The organism is Streptomyces eurocidicus (assembly GCF_002891295.1).
Classification (GTDB): Bacteria; Actinomycetota; Actinomycetes; order Streptomycetales; family Streptomycetaceae; genus Streptomyces; species Streptomyces eurocidicus.
Genome location: NZ_LGUI01000012.1, coordinates 83,043 through 104,682 on the forward strand (window position 1 = coordinate 83,043; position 21,640 = coordinate 104,682).

The 21,640-nt window shown below is 74.7% G+C and carries 14 protein-coding genes and 1 pseudogene; 5 read left to right on the plus strand and 10 right to left on the minus strand.

The window, feature by feature from the left end; genetic code table 11:
• Window positions 1-6: 6 nt before the first annotated feature.
• Window positions 7-1,593: a type VII secretion protein EccB gene (gene eccB, locus AF335_RS29730; protein WP_102921545.1), complete on the minus strand. Its 1,587-nt coding sequence runs from the start codon at window positions 1,591-1,593 to the stop codon at window positions 7-9.
• Window positions 1,594-1,920: 327 nt separating this feature from the next.
• Between eccB and eccE the strand changes: the two genes are divergently transcribed.
• The 3 genes from eccE to AF335_RS36340 all read left to right on the plus strand — a co-directional run bounded on the left by eccE (window position 1,921) and on the right by AF335_RS36340 (window position 7,537).
• A complete protein-coding gene (gene eccE, locus AF335_RS29735) occupies window positions 1,921-3,114 on the plus strand; it encodes a type VII secretion protein EccE (RefSeq protein ID WP_311775546.1) in 1,194 nt (397 codons plus the stop codon).
• A 186-nt stretch (window positions 3,115-3,300) separates the two neighbouring features.
• A complete protein-coding gene (locus tag AF335_RS29740; protein ID WP_342353979.1) occupies window positions 3,301-3,900 on the plus strand; it encodes a hypothetical protein in 600 nt (199 codons plus the stop codon).
• A gap of 481 nt (window positions 3,901-4,381) precedes the next feature.
• Window positions 4,382-7,537 (plus strand): SCO5717 family growth-regulating ATPase, encoded by a 3,156-nt coding sequence (locus tag AF335_RS36340; RefSeq protein WP_184742796.1) that lies wholly within the window; start codon window positions 4,382-4,384, stop codon window positions 7,535-7,537.
• Window positions 7,538-7,705: 168 nt separating this feature from the next.
• Here AF335_RS36340 and AF335_RS29750 read toward each other — a convergent pair whose 3' ends face one another.
• The 9 genes and pseudogenes from AF335_RS29750 to rimP form a co-directional block, all read right to left on the minus strand.
• The gene (locus tag AF335_RS29750) at window positions 7,706-8,671 is read right to left on the minus strand and encodes a bifunctional riboflavin kinase/FAD synthetase (RefSeq protein ID WP_102921548.1); all 966 of its coding nucleotides are present in this window, start codon (window positions 8,669-8,671) and stop codon (window positions 7,706-7,708) included.
• A 51-nt stretch (window positions 8,672-8,722) separates the two neighbouring features.
• Window positions 8,723-12,970: a trypsin-like peptidase domain-containing protein gene (locus AF335_RS29755; protein ID WP_146045648.1), complete on the minus strand. Its 4,248-nt coding sequence runs from the start codon at window positions 12,968-12,970 to the stop codon at window positions 8,723-8,725.
• Between the two features lie 382 nt (window positions 12,971-13,352).
• Window positions 13,353-14,255: a tRNA pseudouridine(55) synthase TruB gene (gene truB, locus AF335_RS29760; protein ID WP_102921550.1), complete on the minus strand. Its 903-nt coding sequence runs from the start codon at window positions 14,253-14,255 to the stop codon at window positions 13,353-13,355.
• Entirely contained in the window at window positions 14,252-14,704 is a 453-nt protein-coding gene (rbfA, locus tag AF335_RS29765) for a 30S ribosome-binding factor RbfA (protein ID WP_102921551.1), read from the minus strand. Before rbfA ends, truB begins: the two co-directional genes overlap by 4 nt.
• Window positions 14,705-14,755: 51 nt before the next feature.
• Window positions 14,756-15,052, minus strand: a complete 297-nt coding sequence (locus AF335_RS29770) for a DUF503 domain-containing protein (RefSeq protein ID WP_102921552.1) — start codon at window positions 15,050-15,052, stop codon at window positions 14,756-14,758.
• A 146-nt stretch (window positions 15,053-15,198) separates the two neighbouring features.
• Window positions 15,199-18,269, minus strand: a pseudogene (gene infB / locus AF335_RS29775) (translation initiation factor IF-2).
• Window positions 18,270-18,448: 179 nt separating this feature from the next.
• Window positions 18,449-18,727, minus strand: a complete 279-nt coding sequence (locus AF335_RS29785; RefSeq protein ID WP_102921554.1) for a YlxR family protein — start codon at window positions 18,725-18,727, stop codon at window positions 18,449-18,451.
• A 208-nt stretch (window positions 18,728-18,935) separates the two neighbouring features.
• Window positions 18,936-19,925 (minus strand): transcription termination factor NusA, encoded by a 990-nt coding sequence (nusA, locus tag AF335_RS29790; protein WP_087925991.1) that lies wholly within the window; start codon window positions 19,923-19,925, stop codon window positions 18,936-18,938.
• Between the two features lie 2 nt (window positions 19,926-19,927).
• On the minus strand, window positions 19,928-20,461 hold the full coding sequence (gene rimP / locus AF335_RS29795) for a ribosome maturation factor RimP (RefSeq protein ID WP_102921555.1): 534 nt from the start codon (window positions 20,459-20,461) through the stop codon (window positions 19,928-19,930).
• 179 nt (window positions 20,462-20,640) lie between these two features.
• Here rimP and AF335_RS29800 point away from each other — a divergent pair, with 179 nt between their 5' ends.
• A complete protein-coding gene (locus AF335_RS29800) occupies window positions 20,641-21,156 on the plus strand; it encodes a hypothetical protein (protein ID WP_102921556.1) in 516 nt (171 codons plus the stop codon).
• Complete coding sequence (locus AF335_RS29805) at window positions 21,146-21,634, plus strand: ferritin-like domain-containing protein (RefSeq protein WP_102921557.1); 489 nt, start codon at window positions 21,146-21,148, stop codon at window positions 21,632-21,634. Before AF335_RS29800 ends, AF335_RS29805 begins: the two co-directional genes overlap by 11 nt.
• Window positions 21,635-21,640 lie beyond the last annotated feature (6 nt).

Consider the following 21,640-nt stretch of genomic DNA (forward strand, 5'->3'; position numbering starts at 1 on the left):
GGTCCGTCACCGTCCCTGCGGCTGCCTGGCGCTGTTCGCGTCCAGTCGCGGCCCGGTCGGCAGGAACTGCGACCAGTTGGTCGGGACGGCCAGGGGGTCCACGTTCCGGTAGCCGAGTCTGATGCGGGCCTGGTCCGCCTCCGGCGGCGCTGCGGCGCCGCCCTCCGCCCCGCCCGTGCCCGGCGAAGGCGCCGCGCTCTCGCCGATCTTCGACTTGCCCGCCGCGCTGTCGTTGTTGGACTGGACCGCGTAGCGCAGCCCGGTGTCGGTGACCAGGAAGACCGAGCCGCTGTTGGTCTGGCGGCCGGTGACCTGGCGGTAGAGGAGGCCCGAGCCGGGGGTGACGTACGCGCTGGTGGCGCCGTCGGGGATGGTGGCCGGGTACTCGGTGCCCGCCCAGGTGGCCAGCTCAGGGGTGCCGGAGGCGGACATGCCGCCGAAGACGCTGCAGACGGTGTCCTTGGCCGCGGTGTTCGCGGTCGGGTTCACGCTGTTGACCTGCCGGGGCACCTGGGCGGGCCAGTGGTACTTCCCGTAGAAGTCCTCTTCGTGCGGGGTGAAGGCGGCCGCGCTGACCCGCTCGGGCACTCCGGCCTGACCCAGCGTCGTCAGCTTCCGGCTGTTCAGGAGCAGCTTGGCGACGAGCTCGGAGACGCGCCGCACCTGACCGGGCAGCACCACGTAGTGCTGGGTGCCCGTGCCGGTGGGCGCTTCGAGGACCATGCCGACGCGGTTGGCCCGGGGCGGCAGGCTGGCCACGCCCGCGTTCGCGCCGGCCTCCTCGCGCATCTCGGGGAAGACGATGGGCGTGCCCTCGTGGAAGGTGTCGAGCCAGTCCTTGGTGACGCGCTGCGGCTGGGCGCCGTCGCTGAACAGGGAGCGCAGCAGCAGGTTCTGGTCGGCGGGGTCGGCGGACTTCCAGTCGGCGCCGCCGAGCAGGTACCTCACGCCCTGGGGGTCGACGAGGTAGCGGGCGTCGTCGGGCCCCTGGACGTACAGGGCCTGGTTGCCGCGCAGGCGCTGCTCGCCGGTGAGCTTCTTGAGCTTGGGGTCGTGACCGGCGAAGAGGAAGACCGCCTTCTGGGTGGTCCGGCCGCCGGCACCGGGCTGTTCGCAGACGGCCCACTGCTTCTGCTTGCCCGCCTCGCCCGCGCTGGGCATCCGGTCGGGCGCGTACGGGATGCCGACGGTCGGGCCGCGCGGGATGTGGCCGTTGTCGAGCTCGGATTCCTTCACCTTGATGACGGTGGACTTGTCGGGGGTGAGGAGGAGCTTCGCGGACGCGAAGTTGAGGACCGGGTGCAGCTGCTTCTTGCCGTCGGTCTTCAGGACGACGTAGCGGGTGGTGGACTGGCTACCGACGATGACGTGTGCGGCCTCGTCGTCCCAGCCCTTCGGCGCGGTCGGCCTGAACATGCCCCACGCGCCGAAGCCGGCGACCAGCACCGCGCCGACGATGACGCCGGGCAGCACCGCGCGCAGCGGACGCGGAGCGCCTTCCTCCGTGCCACTGGGCGAGGGTTGCAGGAACGCCGCGACCGTGCGCTTCTTCGCGAAGGTGTAGGCATTGAGCTCATCCCGCCGTGATGCCATGTGTAGCCGCTTCTCCCCAAGTCGTCGGCGTCGGTGGACAGGCGCTGCCCGCGGTCCGGTTGTCGTACCGGCCCCCTACTATGCCGGTAGCGATCGGCGCACCCGTCAGGGGATGCCGCTGATCCGGGACGACGGTCACGGGCTTGCCGTGGCGGAGAAGTGACGGAGACACGGGCTCCGGCGCCGGCCACGGAGGTGGCGGGCGACGGGCCGGCGACGATGGGGGCTTGACGGGCAATGGGTGCCGCAACGCGCGTACGGAACCCCGGGGCCGCAGGCGCGGGGGCGGGCGTGGTCGCGCCACGGCCCGTGGCACGGGCGGTGAGCATGGGGCCCGTGAGACTTCAGCAGCTGGTGCTGGCCGAGGTGGCCGCCGCCCTGGTGCTGGCCGCGTGGGTCTCGGGCGAACCGCTGCTGATGGCGCCCGCGGTGGCCGTCGCCGCGCTGCTGGTGCTGCTCGCGGTGGTGCAGCTCGGTCAGCGGCCGATAGCGGAGTGGCTGGTGGCGGCGGTGACCCTGCGGGGACGCGCGCGGCGCGTGGCCCCGGCCGGCGCGGGCACGGACCCGGGGATCGCGCCGGTCGTGGAGTGCGAGCCGGCCCTGCGGACCGCTTCCTTCGCCGACCGTGAGCGCCGTGAGATCGGTCTGGTCGGCGACGGCACGTTCGTGACGGCGGTGCTCCGGCTCGACGCCGTGGACGCGCCGCTGCGGCCGCTGCGGGTGGAGAAGGCCCTGCCGCTGGCCCTGCTGCGGGACGCGATGGACGTCGACGGGATCTGTCTGGAGTCCGTACAGGTGGTGCAGAGCACCCTGCCCGCGCCCGCGCCGCATCTGCCGGCCGAGTCCCTGGCCACGCGGAACTACGCGCCGTTGCAGGCCCAGTCGGGCTCCCCGGCGGTGCGCATGACCTGGGTGGCGCTGAAGCTCGACCCGGAGCTGTGCCCGGAGGCCGTCGAGGCGCGGGGCGGCGGCGAGGAGGGCGCGCGGCGCTGCGTGCTGCGCACGGCGGACCAGCTCGTGAGCCGGTTGCAGGGCGCGGGCTTCCGGGCGGCGCCGCTGTCGGAGGAGGAGCTGAGGGCCGCGATATCCCTCGCCGCTAACGTCAACCCGGTGGCCTCCGCGCAGGCCGGGCGGGCCGGCGCGCCCGTACGGCGGACGCTGGAGACCGTACGGGCCTGGCGGTGCGACGACCGATGGCACACGACGTACTGGGTGGCGCGCTGGCCGCAGCTCGGCCCGACGGCCACTCCCCTGCCGCAGTTGGCCGCCCTGCTCACCTCGCTGCCCGCGCTGGCGACGACCCTCAGCCTCACGCTCGGGCGCGGTGGCACCCGCGACGGGCGGCACGCGCCGACGATGACCGCACACGTCCGGGTGACCGGCCGCAGTTCCGACGAACTGGCCACGACGCGGCGGGACCTGGAGCGTGCGGCGCGCGCCGTACGGGCCGGGCTGGTCCGGCTCGACCACGAGCAGGTGCCCGGCGTCCTCGCCACGCTGCCCCTGGGAGGTACGCGCTGATGTCCACGGCCTCACCGACGACCGGCCCCGCGACGGGCCCGGTGCCCGGCGCCGGCCCCGCGGCCGTCCCGCCCGGCGGCCGGGCGGCGGCGCTTCGGGCTCGGGCTGCTCGGCCCGCGGCGCGGGCGGCACGAGCTGTCGTCCGAGCAGTTCGAGGCGCTGGCCCTGCCCGTCGGGGACGACGGCGTGGTCATCGGCGCCGACCCCCGGGAGGCGCCCGCGGTCCTCGGCCTCGCCCGGCCCACGCCCTTCGACGCGGTACTGATCGGCGGCGCGTGGACGGCGCAGGTCATCGCGTTGCGTACGGTCGGCACGGGCGCACGGGTGGCCGTGGAGACGGGCCGCCGCCAGCTGTGGACCGGGCTCGCGCAGGCCGCCAACAGCGGGCAGCAGTGCGTGACCCTGCACGACGTCGGCCGGGTGCCGCCGCAGGGGCCGACGGTGCACAGCCCCGTGCTGGTGGTCCGCGACTGCGGCGTGCGCCCGCCGCGCGGCCGGGTCGTCGCCGCCCCCTGGCAGCCCGTCCTGACCCTCCTCCCCTATCTGGGGCCCGAGGCCCCTCGGCTGATGGACAGCGCGGACCTCGTCGGCGTCCAGCGGGTCTCCCCGGAGGAGGCGCGCCGGCTGGGCCGGCTCCTCGGGCTCCCGCAGGAGGACGTCGACGCCCTGCCCGCCCTGCCGGACGGATTCACGCTCTGGTGCGCGGGCGCGTCGCGGATGTACGTGGACACCCGGGCGACCGAGCCGGAGACGGGGTTGCTGGGCGCGGCGCGGCGGATGGACTGACGGGTCGACGGACTCAGCGGGCGCGCCGCCGCCGCGCATGGCGGACGGGGCTGACGGAGCTGACGGCCGGCGGGTCGGACGAGGCCCACGGGGCCGGATCGGCCGCGGCGCCCGCTCACACACCGTCACGAACCTCGGTCCCACCCGTTTTCCGGCCCGAGCCATACGAAGAGGGGCGTCCTCCGCAAATCGCCCGCCCCCCGTCCGTGTTCACCGCCCACCGGCCCTTGACGGTCCGGCACCGCCCTTACCGTCGCCCGCGCCCGCATGGCCGCAGGTGACGGAGGGTACGGCCGGTGGGCCCGGGACGGGCCTGCCGCGACGATGCGTATGACGATTAGTCTTGGTGGGTGTACGTACTGGAGACCCCATGCCGGGCCTCTCCCGTCGCACAAGGGGGAACCCCGGGCGGTCGGACGACGGGAACGGTCGGGCCCGACAGGCAATTCATGGGCGCTAGACCACACCAGCAGGAGGCAATGTGAGCAGCGATCGGGACGCGATCCGCGCGGGCGGGACAACGGCCGGCGAGGAACGGTCCGACGCGGGCCACGAGAACGAGCCCGAGCAGACGGGTGAGTTCACGATCGACTACACCCCGCCTGCCTGGTACACGCAGAACGCGGCGGCGCCTGCGGCGGGCTCGGACGGTGACGCCCGGAGCGGTATGGATGTGGCGGCTCCGCCGCCGCCTTCGGGCGCGCCCCTCGCGGCGTTCGGCGCGGTGGCGGGCTCCGGTCCTGTGCCGGATTCCGGTCCTGTGCCGGGCCCCGGCCCGGTGGCAGACCCCGGTCCGATGGCGGAGCCCGGTCCGGCTGTGAGCTCCGATCCGGTGGTGAGCCCCGATCCGGCCTTGAGCTCCGATCCGGTGGTGGACGCCGCGCCCGCCCTGTCCTCCGAGCCGGTGCCCGCACCCGTGCCTTCCTTCGACGCCGGGCTCCCCGGAACCGGGCCCGCGCCCGCGCCCTCCTTCGATGCCGAGCTCCCCACCGGATCCGGATCCGGGCCCGCGCCCTCCTTCGGCACCGAGCTCCCCACCGGCCCGGCCCCGGCCGAGGAGCCGCTGTCCGGCGCCGCGTCGGACGACGCTCCCGCCCTGGCCTCGGACCTCGCCGTGGACGCCGCCGGTTCCGCACCGGCCGTCGAGCCCGGCCCCGCCGAGGACGACGTGCGCGCCGTGGACTCCGCCGCGGATCCGGTTCCCGCCCCGGCCCCGGATCCGGCCCCGGCACAGGAGCCCGCCGACCCGGCGGGCGGTGAGATGCGCCGCGAGGGCACCATGCGGTTCTCGGCCGCCGCGCTGCACGAAGAGATCGCCAACCGCGCCTCCGACGAGGCGACGAACGCGACGCAGGACCCGAGCGTTCCGGACGCCGCGGCCGCCCCGGAGGCCCAGGACGCCCCGGAGGCCCAGGCGCAGTGGTCCCCGCCGGCGCCCCCCGCGCTGCCGCCGCTGCCGCCGGACTTCCAGCCCGCCGTCGCTCCGCGGCCGGACGCCCCGGCGCCGATGCCTCAGGGCGGTTACGGCTACCCCCGCCCGGACGCGCAAGGGGCCCCCGCCTCGGCGGCCCCCGTTCCGGCCCCGGAAGCGCAGGGCGGCTACGGCTACCCGCGCCCCGAGCTCCACGGCGCCCCCGCCCCGCAGAGCGAGCCCGCGCCCGTACCCGTACCCGCCACCGGTACGCCCGCCTCCGGCTACGGCTTCCCCGGTCCCGAGGCGGCCGCCGCACCGGCTCCCGCGCCCGTACCGGAGCCCCCGAACGCCCCGCAGCCCCTCGCCCCCGCGCCGACGCCGCAGGCCGGCTACGGCTACCCCGCCCCCGAGGCGGCCGCCTATCCGGCCCCGCACGCCCGGCAGCCCTTCGACGGCGCCCCGGCCTACCCGGCGCCCACCCCGCAGGAGGCTTCCGCCGCGCCGCACGAGCCCGGCCCGGCGCAGGCGGGCGCAGGCTACGGCTACCCGCGCCCGGAGCTGCCGGCGCCGCACGCCACGGCCGACGGCACCGGTGCCTCCGGCGGTTACGGCTACCCCCGTCCCGACGCGCACGCCGGTCCCCCGGCCGCCGCCCACCCGCCGCACGGCGTGCCCGCGCCCCTGCCCGCGCCCGGTCCCGTCACCGGCGCGGCCCCCGCACCGCAGGCCGTCCCGCCGACCGGCTACCCGCAGCCCGCACCGGCTCCCCTGCCGCCCGCCCTCAACGGCTTCGCCCAGCAGGGCGGTTACCCGCAGCCGGGGCAGCCCGGGCAGCCGGTCGGCCAGGCGCACCCCGCCGCGGCCCTGCCCCCGGCCGTCGGGCCCGACGCGCACGCACCCGCGCCGCTCCCGCCGCTCGCCGAGACCCCGCAGGCCCTGGCGAACGCCCCGCAGCAGGCGGCCCCGCAGGCCGACCCGCACTCCGGCATGCCCGTCGACCCGCGCGCCGGCGGCTGGCCCACCGTCTCGCCCGAGCAGCGGCAGCGGTCCGTGCACGGCGCCCCGCTCGGCTTCACCGCCTCCATGGAGCTTTCGTCGGAGCGGCTGCTGCGGAGCAAGCCCAAGCCGAAGAAGCAGATCGGCGGCAACCGCTTCAAGTTCGGCGGCAAGAAGGAGGAGGCGGAGCGGCAGCGGAAGCTGGAGCTGATCCGTACGCCCGTCCTGTCCTGCTACCGCATCGCCGTCATCAGCCTCAAGGGCGGCGTCGGCAAGACGACCACCACCACGGCCCTCGGCGCGACGCTCGCGAGCGAGCGCCAGGACAAGATCCTGGCCATCGACGCCAACCCGGACGCGGGCACGCTCGGCCGCCGCGTACGCCGTGAGACCGGCGCGACGATCCGCGACCTCGTGTCCGCGATCCCGAGCCTGCACAGCTACATGGACATCCGGCGCTACACCTCGCAGGCGCCCTCCGGTCTGGAGATCATCGCCAACGACGTGGACCCGGCGGTCTCCACGACCTTCAACGACGAGGACTACCGGCGGGCGATAGACCTGCTGGGCAAGCAGTACCCGATCATCCTCACGGACTCGGGCACCGGCCTGCTCTACAGCGCCATGCGCGGCGTCCTCGACCTCGCCGACCAGCTGATCATCGTCTCGACGCCGTCCGTCGACGGCGCGAGCAGCGCCAGCACCACCCTCGACTGGCTGCACGCGCACGGCTACGCCGACCTCGTCGCGCGCAGCGTCACGGTGATCTCGGGGGTCCGCGAGACCGGCAAGATGATCAAGGTGGAGGACATCGTCTCCCACTTCGAGACGCGCTGCCGCGGGGTTGTCGTCGTGCCGTTCGACGAGCACCTGGCCACGGGTGCGGAGGTCGATCTGGAGATGATGCGGCCGAAGACGCGGGAGGCGTACTTCAACCTGTCCACGCTGGTCGCGGAGGACTTCACGCGGGCGCAGCAGCAGCGCGGGCTGTGGACCGGGGAGAATCCGCCGGCGCATCAGGCGCCGCCGGTGCCGGGGGCGTACGCGCCCGAGCAGGCGGCTCAGCCGGGGGCGTACGCGCCTGAGCACGCTGCCCAGCCGGGGCCCGCGGTCTACGGGTACGACCCGTACACGGGGCAGCCGTTGGCGCAGCCGCAGCCGGGGGCTTACCCGGCGCCCGGGCAGGGTGGGTGGCCTCCGCAGTACCCGCAGGCGCCGCAGCAGTAGTGACGGGGCGGAGGCGGGGGGATTTCCCCAGCCCCGCCCCTTCCCGAAACCGGGGGCTCCGCCCCCGGACCCCCCTTTCCGCGCTACCGCGCGGTGTCCTCAAACGCCGCGGGGCGGACCGGATGAAGATCCGGTCCGCCCCGCGCCGTTCACCTCACATACCGCGCGCTACCGCGCCACCACCTGCGACTCGTGCGCCGTCACCAGGTCGCGCGCCCGCTTCACATCGCCCGCCATGCACAGCAGCAGCGCCTCGATGGACTCGAACTTCTCCATGCCACGCAGGTAGGAGAGGAAGTCCACCGCCACGTGCAGCCCGTACAGGTCGAGGTCCGTGCGGTCGATCGCGTACGCCTCGACCGTGCGCTCGGTCGCGTCGAACTGCACGTTCGTGCCGACGGAGATCGCCGCGGGCATGGCCTCCTCGCCGACGACGAGCCAGCCGGCGTAGACGCCGTCGGCCGGGATCGCGGTGTGCGGGAGGGTCTCCACGTTGGCCGTGGGGTAGCCGAGCTCGCGGCCGCGCTGGGCGCCCTGGACGACGACGCCCTCGACGCGGTGCGGGCGGCCGAGGATCTCCATGGCGCCCGCGACATCGCCCTCGGCGACCAGCTTGCGCGTCAGCGTGGACGAGAACGGCAGTCCGCCGCCCGCCTCACCGGTCACGTACAGGTCGATGACCTCGACGCCGTAGTCGTAGGTGGCGCCGAGCTCCTTGAGGAACTCCACGTCGCCCGCGGCACGGTGGCCGAAGCGGAAGTTGGGACCCTCCACGACGAGCTTCGCGTGCAGCTTGTCGACCAGCACCTTCACCACGAAGTCGGCGGGCGAGAGCTTCGAGAACTCCGCCGTGAACGGCAGGATCAGCACCGCGTCCACGCCCAGCTCCGCCATCAGCTCCGCACGCCGGTGGTGCGGGGCCAGCAGCGGCGGGTGGCTGCCCGGCCGGACGACCTCGCTGGGGTGCGGGTCGAAGGTCACGACGACCGCGGGCACACCGAGCTCCCGCGCCCGCTCCACCGCACGGCCGATGATCAGCTGGTGCCCCCGGTGCACCCCGTCGTACGAGCCGATGGTGACGACGCTGCGCCCCCAGTCCTGGGGGATGTCCTCCAAGCCACGCCAGCGCTGCACTGTGCCCGCTCCTCGCCCGAACCCGAACTTTTGTCTGTCGATTACGCAGGTCTAAGAGTGCCATGCCGGTTCGCGCCGCTCAGCATCGGCCGGTCCACCGACTGTCAGATCTTCGTCATCTTCTTCCGAGGTCAGCCTGATCCGCGCCTGGGGGCCCACCACGACCGCCCACTGGGCGGGTGCGGAGCGCAGCCAGCCGCGCACCTGGCCGCCGAACACGGGGACCTCGCGGGCCAGCTGGGTCAGCCGCCGGTCGAAGCACGCCGCGCCTTCCGCGCTGCGGGCCATGAGCAGGCCGATGCGGTGCACCAGATCGCGGGTGCGGGCCTCGGCCCGCTCGCCGGCACCCGTGGCCACCGCGCGCAGCAGGGCGTCGAGGACGGTGATGTCCCGTTCGAACGGGCCGTACTGCTCGCGCTCCAGCAGCACTTCCAGGAGCTCCTGGCGCAGGGGGCGCGAGAGAGGGGTGCCGGGGGCGGCGAGGACGGGCGCGAGGGCGCGGCGGACCTGGGCGGAACGGTTGCCCAGCAGCTGGACGACGAGGGGGAAGAGCACGGACCGGGCGGCGGGGCCCGCCTCCAGGCGCCGGTCCACGAAGGCCGCCGCGTGCCCGGCGCCCTCGGGGCGGTGCTCGACGTGTTCCCGTACGAGCGAGGCGGCGCGGCGGGCCAGGGCGGGGGTGGTGACCTCGGCCAGAGCGCCGAGGACCTCGCCGGGGCCGTCCCCCGGCTCGTACAGCCGGGCCCGGAAGACGGCGAGGACCGGCTCGGGGTGGGTGGTCAGCGCGGCGGCGAGGGCGCGGGCCGGGACGTGCGCGTCGCCCGCGGCGAAGCGGACGAGGGCCTGCGGAAGGTATTTGCCGCGCGTCTCGTCGTCGCGGACGAGCAGGCAGAGCGCCGTGCCGTGCAGCGCGCCCTCGGCGGGCCGGGCCAGCAGGGCCAGGGCGGAGTAGCGCAGCAGCTCGCGGTCGGCGGTGGTGGTGACGTGGGGGGCCGCCTTGAGGGCGTACGCGGCCGCGGCCACATGGCGCTCGATGCGGTCGTCGTGCGCCCACCGGTCGACGGCCCGGCAGATCGCGGACGGCTCGTCCTCGGCGAGGGCGACCAGGAGCTCGTCGGCCCGGGGGTGGCCCGCGTCGACGAGGGACTCGGCGAGGTCGTCCACCGCGTGGTGGCGGTGGGTGTGCAGGAGGACCTGGGCGGCGGTGGAGACGGTGGGGCGCACGCAGTCGCCGTAGGGCGGGCCCTGGAGGGGGCGCTCGTCGGTGAACCAGCGGCACAGGAGGTTCTGCGCGGCACACGGGTCCTCGGCGAGGACGGTGGCCACGGTGGGCAGGAAGCGGTCGCTCTGCGGCGGGTGGGCGACGTGGTGGGCGTGCGGTTCGAGCTGCTGGGTCTGGGCGGCGCCGGGCGGCGGGCCGTCCGCGGGCACCAGCAGCCGCAGCAGGTCCAGGCGGTCGGCGAGGCCGAGGGGCAGCCGCAGCCAGAACCAGGGCCCGAACTCGGCGAGGCCGCCGAGCGGGCCCCCGGGGTCGCTGTCGAAGCCGCCGACGGCGAGCGAGCGGGTGGTCAGCCGCTCGGCGAGCAGCCGCAGGGAGCCCAGGTAGGGGGTGGCGTCCGGGACCCGCAGCAGCGTTTCGCCAAGGAGGTGCGCGGCCCACCAGGCCGGGTCGGGAAGCGCCGGGACGTGGGCATCGGGCTCGGCGGGCGGGCGGGGCGCGAGGGAGAGGGCCTCCGCCGCGTGGATCAGCCCGTCGAGGCGGGCGGCGAGCTCGGCGGGGCCGGAGCGGCGGCCGAGCAGGAGCAGCGCCTGGAGGACGGGGCCGATGCGGTGGCGCGGCACGGGCACGGGCCTGGGCCGCTCCTTGCCGCGCGCCCCGGCGCGGGTGCGGCGGCGGGCGGCCGCCGTTCTGGGCGGCCTGCTGGAGCCCGGCGGCGGCGGGACGTGGCCCTCGGGCGCGGGGCCGCCGCCCGGCCGGGACGGCAGCCGGGGCTCCGTCTCGGCGGGCGGGACCTCCGGCTCGTACCAGCGGTGGACGAGGGTGTGCAGGGCGGCGTCCAGGTCGAGGTGCGCGCCCTGCAGCCAGTCGGCGAACTCCTCGTGCCCGAAGCGGTAGCCCGTGCCGGCCGGGACGAGCATCCCCTCGGTGAGGACGGCGGAGGCCCAGCCGTTGCGCCAGGGGAACAGCTCCTCGAACGCCTCGCGGTCCAGCTCGCCCTGGCCCGGGCCCAGGCACCGCCGGGCGGCCTCGTGGAGCTGCCCCGCCACCCGGGCGGCCAGCCGGCGCACGGCGGTGCCGCGCAGAGGCGGCCTGCGGTCCGCCGAGAGCCTTACGGCGATCCGCAGGCAGATCAGGTCGAGGTAGGCGGCGAAGACGCCCCAGCGGTCGGGGGGCGGGGCGGTGCCGTCCGCGTCCTCCTCGGCGGTCGCGTCACCGGCCGCCCAGGCCCGTCCCGCGTGGACCGGGAGGGCCGCGCGGACCTCCGCGAGCAGGCGCAGGGCGAGCGGGTGCGCGGCGTCCGCCTCCTGGATCGCCTCGGCGGGGACGCCGTAGACGGCACGGGCCTGGGCGGCCTGGCAGGGCGTGAGGTCGGTGAGACGGACGCAGGGCGGCAGACCGCGGTGGACGGCCGTGTCCAGGGGGGTGTGGAGGGTGGCGCGCGGGAAGAGGGCCCCGGCGGTCTCCCAGTGCTCGGGGCGGCAGGCGACGACGAGCCGGGCCGCCGTCCCGTCCAGCCATTCGGCCGTGGCCGCCGTCCACGACGGCAGGGCGTGGGCGAGGACGGGCGGGACCTCCTCCGGGCCGTCGAGGATGACGAGGAGCGGCCGGCCGACGCGCTGGGCGAGGGCCGCGACGGCTTCCGGGGTGGCCTCCGCCGGGTCGCCGACCGTGCCCGCGGGGCCCGCCGAGGCGGTGACGATCCGGCCGGCCGCCTCCAGGGCGCGGGCGACGGCGTCGCGCACGCTCTCGTCGCCGTCCTGGAGGTCGGCGCCGCGCAGCCAGATCGTCGGCGCGGGCTCCGGGCCCCGGGCGCGGCGGGTGGCGAGCGCGCCGAGCTCGGTGGTGCGGCCCGTGCCGGGCCCGCCGACGAGGCCGAGGACGCGGGCCCCGGGCGGGCGGTCCTCCTCGCCCTCCCCGGGCTCGCCGTCCGGGGAGCCCTCGCCGGACACGGTCCCTTCCGCTTCCTCCCGGGGATCCGGGCCGGCGGCGTCCCCCTGGACGGGGCTCCCGGGGGCGTACGCGGGGCCCGGGCCGTACCCCGTGTCGTACGGGACCTCCGCGCTGTACGGGTTCTCCGTGTCGTACGGGTCCTGCGCGCCGTAAGGGTTCTCCGTGTCGTACGGGTCCTGCGCGCCGTAAGGGTTCTCCGTGTCGTACGGATCCTGCGCGCCGTACGGGCCCTGCGCGCCGTACGTCCGGCCGTCGGCGCCGCCCGTCTCGGCCGGCAGGCCCGGCGACAGACCCGCCGCGAGCGTCACCCCGCCGTGCACATCGTGGTCGAGGCCGCAGGGCACCCGCTCGCGCGGGCGGCGGCCGGTGTCCAGGAAGCGGGCGAATTCCCGGGCGACCTCGGGGCGGTCGACGGGGTCGCGCCAGACGCGGGAGGTGGTGACGGGGCCGAGCGAGGTCGCCGTGAGCTGGAGGGCGCCCGCGAGGTTGAGATCCGGGCCGTAGGCGGGGACCGTGGCGCCGTTGTGCTCCAGGAGGAGGGCCAGGGGGCCGTCCGGGCAGGCCAGGGCGGCGGCCCGGAGGGGGATGGCGAAGCCGCCCGAGCGGCGCTCGGCGTGCAGCGCGGTACCGAGGACCGCGACGACGGTGCCGGTGCGGGCGTCGAGGACGGGGCCGCCCGTGGCCTCCTCGCCCAGGCGGAGGCCGTCCCGCTCGCCGACGGAGAGCTCCACCGCGGCGTCGAGCAGATGGAAGCGGTCGGTGGCGGTGTACGTCACCAGGGCCTCGCCGACGATCCGGGCGTGCTGCCAGCGGCCGGCCCGCAGCCGGACCTCCACGCCGTCCTCCAGGCACTCGGCGGCGGCGATGGGCAGGGGCTGGACGCCGAGGCCCTCGGTCCGCACCAGTGCGAGATCGGATCCCGGCAGCGGTGTGACGGCCTCGGCCCCGACGAGGCAGGTGCGCTCCCCGGGCGCGAGCAGGACCAGCCGGGCGAGGCCGTCGACCGCCTCATGACTGGTGATCATGGTGCCGCGGTCGTCCGCGAGGAAACCCGTGCCGCGCGGACGCCCGGCGAGGTCTCTGATGCGCACCAAGTTCTCGTCCGCATCGGTCCGTCGACCGCTCATCCGCCGAACCTCCCCGCCGTGCACTTACTGCGACGTTAGGCAGCGGATGATCGGCAGGACAGATCGCACCAGGAACGCGCCCCCTTCCACCCCCTCGGTTCACTCCGAGCGCCTGCCCAATGGGGTGAATCCTCGGCACGGGACGGATAGAGAACCGGAGGGAGGGGGATCGTGGGACGGGAGCGTGCCGGAAAGCAGGCTCCCGCCCCACGGTGAGCCCGCACGCGGCGAGCCGGTGCGGTGAGCCCGGCCAAGGCCGGGAAGGCCGTCTTCCGCTCCGGCACCCCGGAGCCCCCGGACACGGCAGGACGCCCCCGGCACGGTCCGAGGACCGCGCCGGGGGCGCCGTAATGCCATGCGGCTGTGCCGCCGTGCGGCCGGCTCAGCCGAAGACGGCCAGGCTCTTGGCCCGTCCGCCCTGGTTCTCGATCAGGACCAGGAAGCGCCCGTCCGGACCGAAGACCGCGATCGGGCCCTTGGCCTCGAACAGCGGCATCCTGACCCGGACGCCGTTGGCGAGCAGGCGCGCCTGCTCCTCCGTGACGTCCCAGCGCGGGAAGGCCGCCTCGGCCGCCTCCGCGACGGGCATGATGGCCAGCTCCTCCTGGAGCTGGTCCAGCGTGCGCGCCTCGCCCAGCCCGTACGGACCGACGCGGGTGCGCCGCAACGCCGTCAGATGGCCGCCGACGCCCGTGTCCGCGCCCAGGTCGCGGGCGAGGGCACGGACGTACGTCCCGGAGGAGCAGACGACGGAGACCAGCAGGTCCTGCACCGGAGTGCCGTCCGCCGCCTCCGCCGGGTGCACCGCGTGCACGGCGAAGGAGGAGACCGTCACCGGGCGGGCCGGGATCTCGAAGTCCTCGCCCTCCCGGGCCCGCGCGTACGACCGCTTGCCGTCGATCTTGATCGCGCTGACCTTCGACGGCACCTGCATGATGGCGCCGGTGAGCTTGGCGACGCCGGCGTCGATCGCCTCGCGGGTGACGCCCGAGGCGTCGGCGGACGAGGTGATCTCGCCCTCCGCGTCGTCCGTCACGGTGTTCTGGCCGAGCCGGATCGTCGCGACGTACTCCTTCTCGGTCAGCGCGAGGTGACCGAGCAGCTTGGTCGCCCGCTCGATCCCGAGGACGAGCACACCGGTCGCCATCGGGTCGAGCGTCCCCGCGTGGCCGACGCGCCGGGTCCGCGCGATGCCGCGCATCTTCGCGACGACGTCATGCGAGGTGAAACCGGCCGGCTTGTCGACGATGACCAGCCCGTCCGGCGGGGTCTCCTTGTGCTTCATTCGGCGGCGGCGTCCTTCTCGTCCTCGTCGCCCGGCTTGCGGTACGGGTCGGCTTCGCCCGCGTACGTGGCGCCCGAGGACGCCTCGCGCACCTGCTGGTCCGAGGCCCGCGCCTTGTCGAGGAGGTCCTCGATGGTCCGGGCGGTGTCCGGGAGGGCGTCCGCCACGAACGTCAGGGTCGGCGTGAACTTGATGCCCGCGGCACGGCCGACCTCGGAGCGCAGGATGCCCTTGGCGCTCTCCAGGCCGGCGGCGGCGCTGGCACGGTCCTCGTCGTCGCCGTAGACCGTGTAGAAGACCGTAGCCTCCCGCAGGTCGCCGGTGACCCGGGTGTCCGTGATGGTCACGTGCGTACCGAGCCGCGGGTCCTTGATGCCGCGCTGAAGCTTCTGGGCGATCACCTCGCGGATGAGGTCCGCCAGCCTCTTCGCCCGCGCGTTGTCGGCCACTGGTCCGTCTCCTTCTTGTTGTCCATTGTGCTTGTGGCGCCCTTGACGCGCTCAGTCGTCATGTTCGCCGTGGAACCGCCGCCTCGCCGAGAGCAGCTCCACTTCGGGCCGCCCGGCGACCCAGCGCTCGCAGCGGTCCAGCAGATCGGTGAGGTGCCCCGGATCCCCGGACACCGCCGCCAGGCCGATCTCGGCCCGGCGGTACAGGTCCTGGTCGCCCACCTCCGCCGCGCTGACCGCGAACTTGCGGTGCAGCTCGGCGACGATCGGTCGGACGACGGAGCGCTTCTCCTTCAGCGACCGTACGTCGCCGAGGAGGAGGTCGAAGGACAGCGTCCCTACATACATGCGTGACGGGTGAAGCCCACCCGGAAGGCGTGAGGTGTACGTGGTGTACGTACATGGTGTACGAGCTCTTCGAACCGTACACGTAACGGCCGGGGCCGATCGACGGAAATACTCCCGCCGACCGGCCCCGGAACGTTCTGCGCAGATCAGCCGCGCGGCTTCTCCCGCATCTCGTACGTCGCGATGACGTCGTCGATCTTGATGTCGTTGAAGTTTCCGAGGTTGATACCACCCTCGTAGCCTTCGCGGATCTCGGTGACGTCGTCCTTGAAGCGGCGCAGACCCTGGATCGTGAGGTCCTCCGCGATGACCTTGCCGTCGCGGATGAGGCGCGCCTTGGTGTTGCGCTTGACCTCGCCCGAGCGGATGAGGACACCCGCGATGTTGCCCAGCTTGGACGAGCGGTAGATCTCGCGGATCTCCGCCGTACCGAGCTCGACCTCTTCGTACTCGGGCTTCAGCATGCCCTTGAGGGCCGCCTCGATCTCCTCGATCGCCTGGTAGATGACCGAGTAGTACCGGACGTCGACGCCCTCGCGGTCGGCCATCTGCGTGGCACGGCCTTCCGCACGGACGTTGAAGCCGATGACGATCGCGTCGGAGCCGGACGCCAGGTTGATGTCGGACTCGGTGACCGCACCCACGCCACGGTGCAGCACGCGGATGTCGACCTCCTCGCCCACATCGAGCTGGAGCAGCGAGGACTCGAGAGCCTCGACCGAACCGGACGCGTCACCCTTGATGATGAGGTTGAGCTGCTGGATCTCGCCGGCCTTGAGCACCTTGTCGAGGTCCTCGAGGGACACCCGGCGGGTGCGCTTGGCGAAGGCGGCGTTGCGCTCGCGCGCCGCGCGCTTCTCGGCGATCTGGCGGGCCGTGCGGTCCTCGTCGACGACGAGGAAGTTGTCGCCGGCGCCCGGGACGTTGGTCAGACCGAGGACGAGGACCGGGGTCGACGGACCCGCCTCTTCCACGTTCTGGCCCTTGTCGTCGAGCATCGCGCGGACACGGCCGTAGGCGTCACCGGCGACCATCGTGTCACCGACGCGGAGGGTACCGCGCTGGACGAGCACGGTGGCCACGGCGCCGCGGCCACGGTCGAGGTGGGCCTCGATGGCGATACCCTGCGCGTCCTGCTCCGCGTTGGCGCGCAGGTCGAGCGAGGCGTCCGCGGTGAGGACCACGGCCTCCAGCAGGCTGTCGATGTGCAGGCCCTGCTTGGCGGAGATGTCGACGAACATGGTGTCGCCGCCGTACTCCTCGGCCACCAGACCGAACTCGGTGAGCTGACCGCGCACCTTGGTCGGGTCGGCGCCCTCGACGTCGATCTTGTTGACCGCGACCACGATCGGCACGTCGGCCGCCTTGGCGTGGTTCAGCGCCTCGATCGTCTGCGGCATGACACCGTCGTTGGCCGCCACCACGAGGATCGCGATGTCGGTCGACTTGGCACCACGGGCACGCATGGCGGTGAACGCCTCGTGACCCGGGGTGTCGATGAAGGTGATCGCGCGCTCTTCGCCGTTGACCTCGGTGGCGACCTGGTACGCACCGATGTGCTGCGTGATGCCGCCGGCCTCGCCCGCGATGACGTTCGTCTTGCGGATGGCGTCGAGCAGTCGGGTCTTACCGTGGTCGACGTGACCCATGACGGTGACGACCGGGGGACGGGAGACGAGCATCTCCTCGCCGCCCTCGTTCTCGCCGAACTCGATGGAGAACGACTCGAGCAGCTCGCGGTCCTCCTCCTCGGGGCTGACGATCTGAACGGTGTAGTTCATCTCGTCGCCGAGGAGCTGCAGGGTCTCGTCGGAGACCGACTGCGTGGCCGTGACCATCTCGCCGAGGTTCATCATCACGGCGACGAGCGACGCCGGGTTGGCGCCGATCTTCTCCGCGAAGTCGGTGAGGGAGGCACCACGGGACAGGCGAATGGTCTCGCCGCCACCGCGGGGCAGCATCACGCCGCCGACGGACGGGGCCTGCATGGCCTCGTACTCCTGGCGCCTCTGCCGCTTCGACTTGCGACCACGACGCGCCGGACCGCCGGGACGGCCGAAGGCGCCCTGCGTGCCGCCACGGGCACCCGGACCGCCGGGACGGCCACCGAAGCCGGGACGACCGCCGAAGCCGCCGCCACCGCCGGGAGCGCCACCGCCACCGGGACGACCGGCGAAGCCGCCGCCGCCACCGGGACGACCGCCGCCACCGGGACCGGCCGGACGGCCGGCGAAGCCGCCGCCGGGACGACCGGCACCGCCGGGACGACCCGCGCCGCCGGCACCGGGACCACGACCGCCGCCACCGGGCCCGGACGCGGGCCGGCAGCCGGACGCTGCGGCATCATGCCCGGGTTCGGGCGGTTACCCGCGGGACCGCCGCCGGGACGCGGAGCGCCACCGGGACCGCCCTGCGGACGAGGCATGCCACCGGGGGTCGGACGGGCGCCGCCCTGACCCTGGGGACGCGGAGCGCCGCCCGGGCCGCCCTGCGGACGCGGCGCGCCCGGGGCACCCTGGCCGCCGGGCGCGGCGCGCCACCGGGACGAGGGGCCTGCGGACGGGCCATGCCCGTGGAGCCACCGGAGGTGAAGGGGTTGTTGCCCGGACGGGGACCGGCCGGACGGGCGCCACCGGGGCGCGGGGCACCCTGGCCCTGACCGCCGGGGCGCGGACCGCGCTCGGGACGACCGCCGTCACGCTGACCGCCGTCACGACCGGCGGGCGCCGGACGAGCCGGACGCGGGCCGGGGGTGGCGCCGGGGCGCGGGCCGGAGGGGCCTGCTGGGCGGGGCCGCCGGGGCCGGCGCGGAGAACTCCGCGGCGGGCACCGGGGTGACCGGCGCGGGCTTGGCCGGAGCCGCCGGAGCGGGCTTCGGGCCGGGGCGCGGGCCGGGGGTCGGCGCGGCACCTGCCGGCTTGGGGGTGCTGGGGGTCTCCGCCGCCGGCTTGGGGGCCGGGGCGGCGGGACGGGGGGCGCCCGGAGTGGGGGCACCCGGCTTGGCGGGCGCGGCCTTGCGCGGCGCCGCCGGCTTCGCAGCGGACTTGGCGTTGCCGCCCGGCCCCTGCAATGCGTCAGTCAACTTGCGGACGACCGGCGCCTCGATAGTCGAGGACGCCGAACGGACGAATTCACCAAGTTCTTGGAGCTTGGCCATGACGACCTTGCTCTCCACTCCGAACTCCTTGGCGAGTTCGTATACCCGGACCTTAGCCACTTCGCTCCTTCTAGGTCCGGGTGTCCACCGGACCGTCGCTACTTCATGGGCGTACTCATCGCGTACTCATCGAGTGCTCATCGCAATCTCGACCTACTTCCAACTCGCGAGGTACCTGACCGCACGGTTTCCCGTGGCGTTCTTACTTACGGTGGGGCCATCCCCGCCTGCGCGGGGATCTATTCCTCGGCCCGTTCGATGTACTGGCGCAGTTCCGTGGTGCCGAGCGGACCCGGGCTTTTGAAGGCCCGGGGAAACGCCCGGCGGCGGACCGCCAGGTCGAGACAGACCAGTGTGGGGTGCACGGAGGCACCCCGGCCGGGCAGCGTACCGCGAGGATCGGGGACACACTCGCCCTCGATCTTCACGATCCGCAGCAGATCGCCCTTGGCCGCTCGCTCCCGGCATCCCACGCAGGTTCGCTCAGGGCATGCGCGGGCATGCGTCCGGCCAGACACTGATTAAGTCTACCTCCCCGCACCGACCCCACCCCTGGGGGGCAGTGATCGGGCACGTATACGTTTCGGCCACTCTGTGCGGCCCGGTCGGGGCCCGTCGTGACGGGCCCGCCGTGGATCATGCGGGACCCCGGTCCCTGGCCGGTGGGAATCCCCGGCCCGGGCCCCGGTTCCGGTCCTGATCACAGGTCCGGAACCGGGGGTGGGGTCAGTCCTGTTCCGGCTGCTCGGTGTCCGGCCGGATGTCGATGCGCCAGCCGGTGAGGCGGGCGGCGAGACGGGCGTTCTGGCCTTCCTTGCCGATGGCGAGGGAGAGCTGGTAGTCCGGCACCGTCACCCGTGCGGAGCGCGCGCCGAAGTCCACGACCTCGACCTTGCTCACCCGTGCGGGGGACAGCGCGTGCGCCACCAGCTCGGCCGGGTCGTCCGACCAGTCGACGATGTCGATCTTCTCGCCGTGCAGCTCGGCCATGACGGCGCGGACGCGGCCGCCCATCGGGCCGATGCAGGCGCCCTTGGCGTTGAGCCCGGAGCGGGTCGAGCGCACCGCGATCTTGGTGCGGTGGCCGGCCTCACGGGCGATGGCGGCGATCTCCACCGAACCGTCGGCGATCTCCGGCACCTCCATGGCGAAGAGCTTCTTCACCAGGCTGGGGTGCGTGCGCGAAAGGGTCACGGACGGACCGCGGACGCCCTTCGCCACCCGGACGACGTACGTGCGCAGGCGGGTGCCGTGCTTGTACTCCTCGCCGGGGACCTGCTCCTGCACCGGCAGGATGGCCTCCAGCTTGCCGATGTCGACCAGGACGTTCTTCGGGTCCTTGCCCTGCTGGACGATGCCCGCGACGACGTCACCCTCGCGACCCGCGAACTCACCGAAAGTGATCTCGTCCTCGGCGTCGCGCAGACGCTGGAGGATGACCTGCTTGGCGGTGGTCGCGGCGATCCGGCCGAAACCGGACGGCGTGTCGTCGAACTCGCGGGCCTCTTCGCCCTCCTCCAGGTCCTGCGGGTCCTCCTTGGCCCAGACCGTCACATGGCCCGTGGCCCGGTCCAGCTCCACCCGGGCGCGGCGGCGGCTTCCCTCGGTGCGGTGGTACGCGATGAGGAGGGCCGACTCGATCGCCTCGACCAGCAGGTCGAAGGAGATCTCCTTCTCTCGCACCAGACCCCGCAGGGCACTCATGTCGATGTCCACGGCTACGCCTCCTCTTGGCTCTCGTCGTTTTCGTCAGCGGCCGTTGCGGCCGCCTCGACGGACTTGCGGTTGAACTCGATCTCCACACGCGCCTTGGCGATCTCGCCGAAGGCCAGCCTGCGGGCGGTGGGCTTGCGCCCCTTCACGCCCGGCACCTCCAGGTCGAGCCCCTCGTCGTCCACCGAGACGATCCGGGCGACGAGCTCGCCGCCCTCGGTCAGCTGCACCTTGATCAGGCGGCCGGTGGCCCGGACGTAGTGCCGGTGCTCGGTCAGGGGGCGGTCGGCCCCGGGGGAGGTGACCTCCAGGACGTACGGAGCGCCGCCCATGGCGTCCGTCTCGTCGAGCTTCTCGGAGACCGCGCGGCTGACCTCGGCGCACTCGTCCAGCTCCACGCCCGCGTCGGAGTCCACCACGATGCGCAGCACGCGCCGCTTGCCCGCGGTGGTCACGTCGACCTCTTCCAGATCCAGCTCTCGCGCGCTGACGAGAGGGGCCAGCAGCTCGCGCAGCCTCTCGCTCTGGGTGGTGCTCATCCGGGTGACTCCTCGGCCGCGTGTGCTGTTGTGGGAAAGTCGCGTGTCAGGTCAAAGCCTATCTGTTCCGGCAGGCGACTGACGATTCGGTGCCTGGTCCCCGGCCCCGGCGTCGCGCGCCGGTACGCTCGCGTGCGGTGATCATGACCGGACCTGGCGAACCTGGCGGAAAGAGGATCGTGGCGCGCACGACGACGACGCGGGGCGCTGCCGGCCCGCGCAGACGCAGCGTACTGGCAGGCGGCGCGGCGGCCCTCACGGCGGGTGCGGCGACGCTGCTGACCGGGTGCGCGGGCGGCGCCTCCGGGGCGGCCGGCGGCGCGGACGCCGAGCGCGGCGCCACGGCGGAGCGGCTGCGGGCCGCCGCCGGGCGGGACTCGGCGGCCCTGCTGGAGCGGTACGACGCGACGGCCCGGGCGCACGACGGGCTGGCCGCGCGGCTCCGCCCGCTGCGGGCCGAGGTCGCCCGCCACGCGGAGGCGTTCGGGGTGCCCGCCGCCTCCTCGTCCGGGGGCGCGGCCGGTGTGCCCGGTGACGAGAAGGCGGCCCTGGCCGCGCTCGCCGGGGCCGAGCGGCGCACCGCCGACGCCCGGACCGCCGCCCTGACCGGGGCGCCGCCGGAACTGGCCCGGCTGCTCGCCTCCGTCGCGGCGGCGGGCGCGGCCCACGCCTACCTGCTCGGCGGTGCCGGGTGAGCGCCGCCGGGACCGCCGGGCGCGGGAGGCGGCGCAGGCCGCGCTCGGGGCCGAGCACGCGGCCGTGTACGGCTACGGGGTCGTCGGCGCCCGGATCGGCGCGGAGCGCGCGGCGGAGGCCCGCGAGGCGTTCGACGCCCACCGGGCCCGGCGCGACGCGATGAGCCGGGCGGTCCGTGAGCTGGGAGCCGAGCCGGAGGCCGCGGCGGCCGGGTACACACTGCCGTTCCCGGTGCCGGACGAGGCGGCGGCGGTGCGGCTCGCGGCGGAGCTGGAGAGCCGGGCCGCCGGGGTGTACGCCGATCTCGTACGGGCCGCCACGGGCGCCCTGCGCCGGGACGCGGCCGCGGCGCTGCGGGACGCGGCGGTGCGGTCGGTGCGGTGGCGCGGTGACGGCGTAGCCTTCCCTGGGCTCGCCGAGCGGGCCGCCGCGGCCGGGCCGGACGCCTCGCCGAGCGGGTCGCCGAACCGGTCCTGACCAGCG

Coding starts and splice junctions, on each gene's coding strand:
- eccB (WP_102921545.1), bottom strand. CDS start 1,593: ATGGCATCACGGCGGGATGAGCTCAATGCCTACACCTTCGCGAAGAAG.
- rimP (WP_102921555.1), bottom strand. CDS start 20,461: ATGAGCACCACCCAGAGCGAGAGGCTGCGCGAGCTGCTGGCCCCTCTC.
- truB (WP_102921550.1), bottom strand. CDS start 14,255: ATGAAGCACAAGGAGACCCCGCCGGACGGGCTGGTCATCGTCGACAAG.
- AF335_RS29770 (WP_102921552.1), bottom strand. CDS start 15,052: ATGTATGTAGGGACGCTGTCCTTCGACCTCCTCCTCGGCGACGTACGG.
- eccE (WP_311775546.1), top strand. CDS start 1,921: ATGGGGCCCGTGAGACTTCAGCAGCTGGTGCTGGCCGAGGTGGCCGCC.
- AF335_RS29755 (WP_146045648.1), bottom strand. CDS start 12,970: ATGAGCGGTCGACGGACCGATGCGGACGAGAACTTGGTGCGCATCAGA.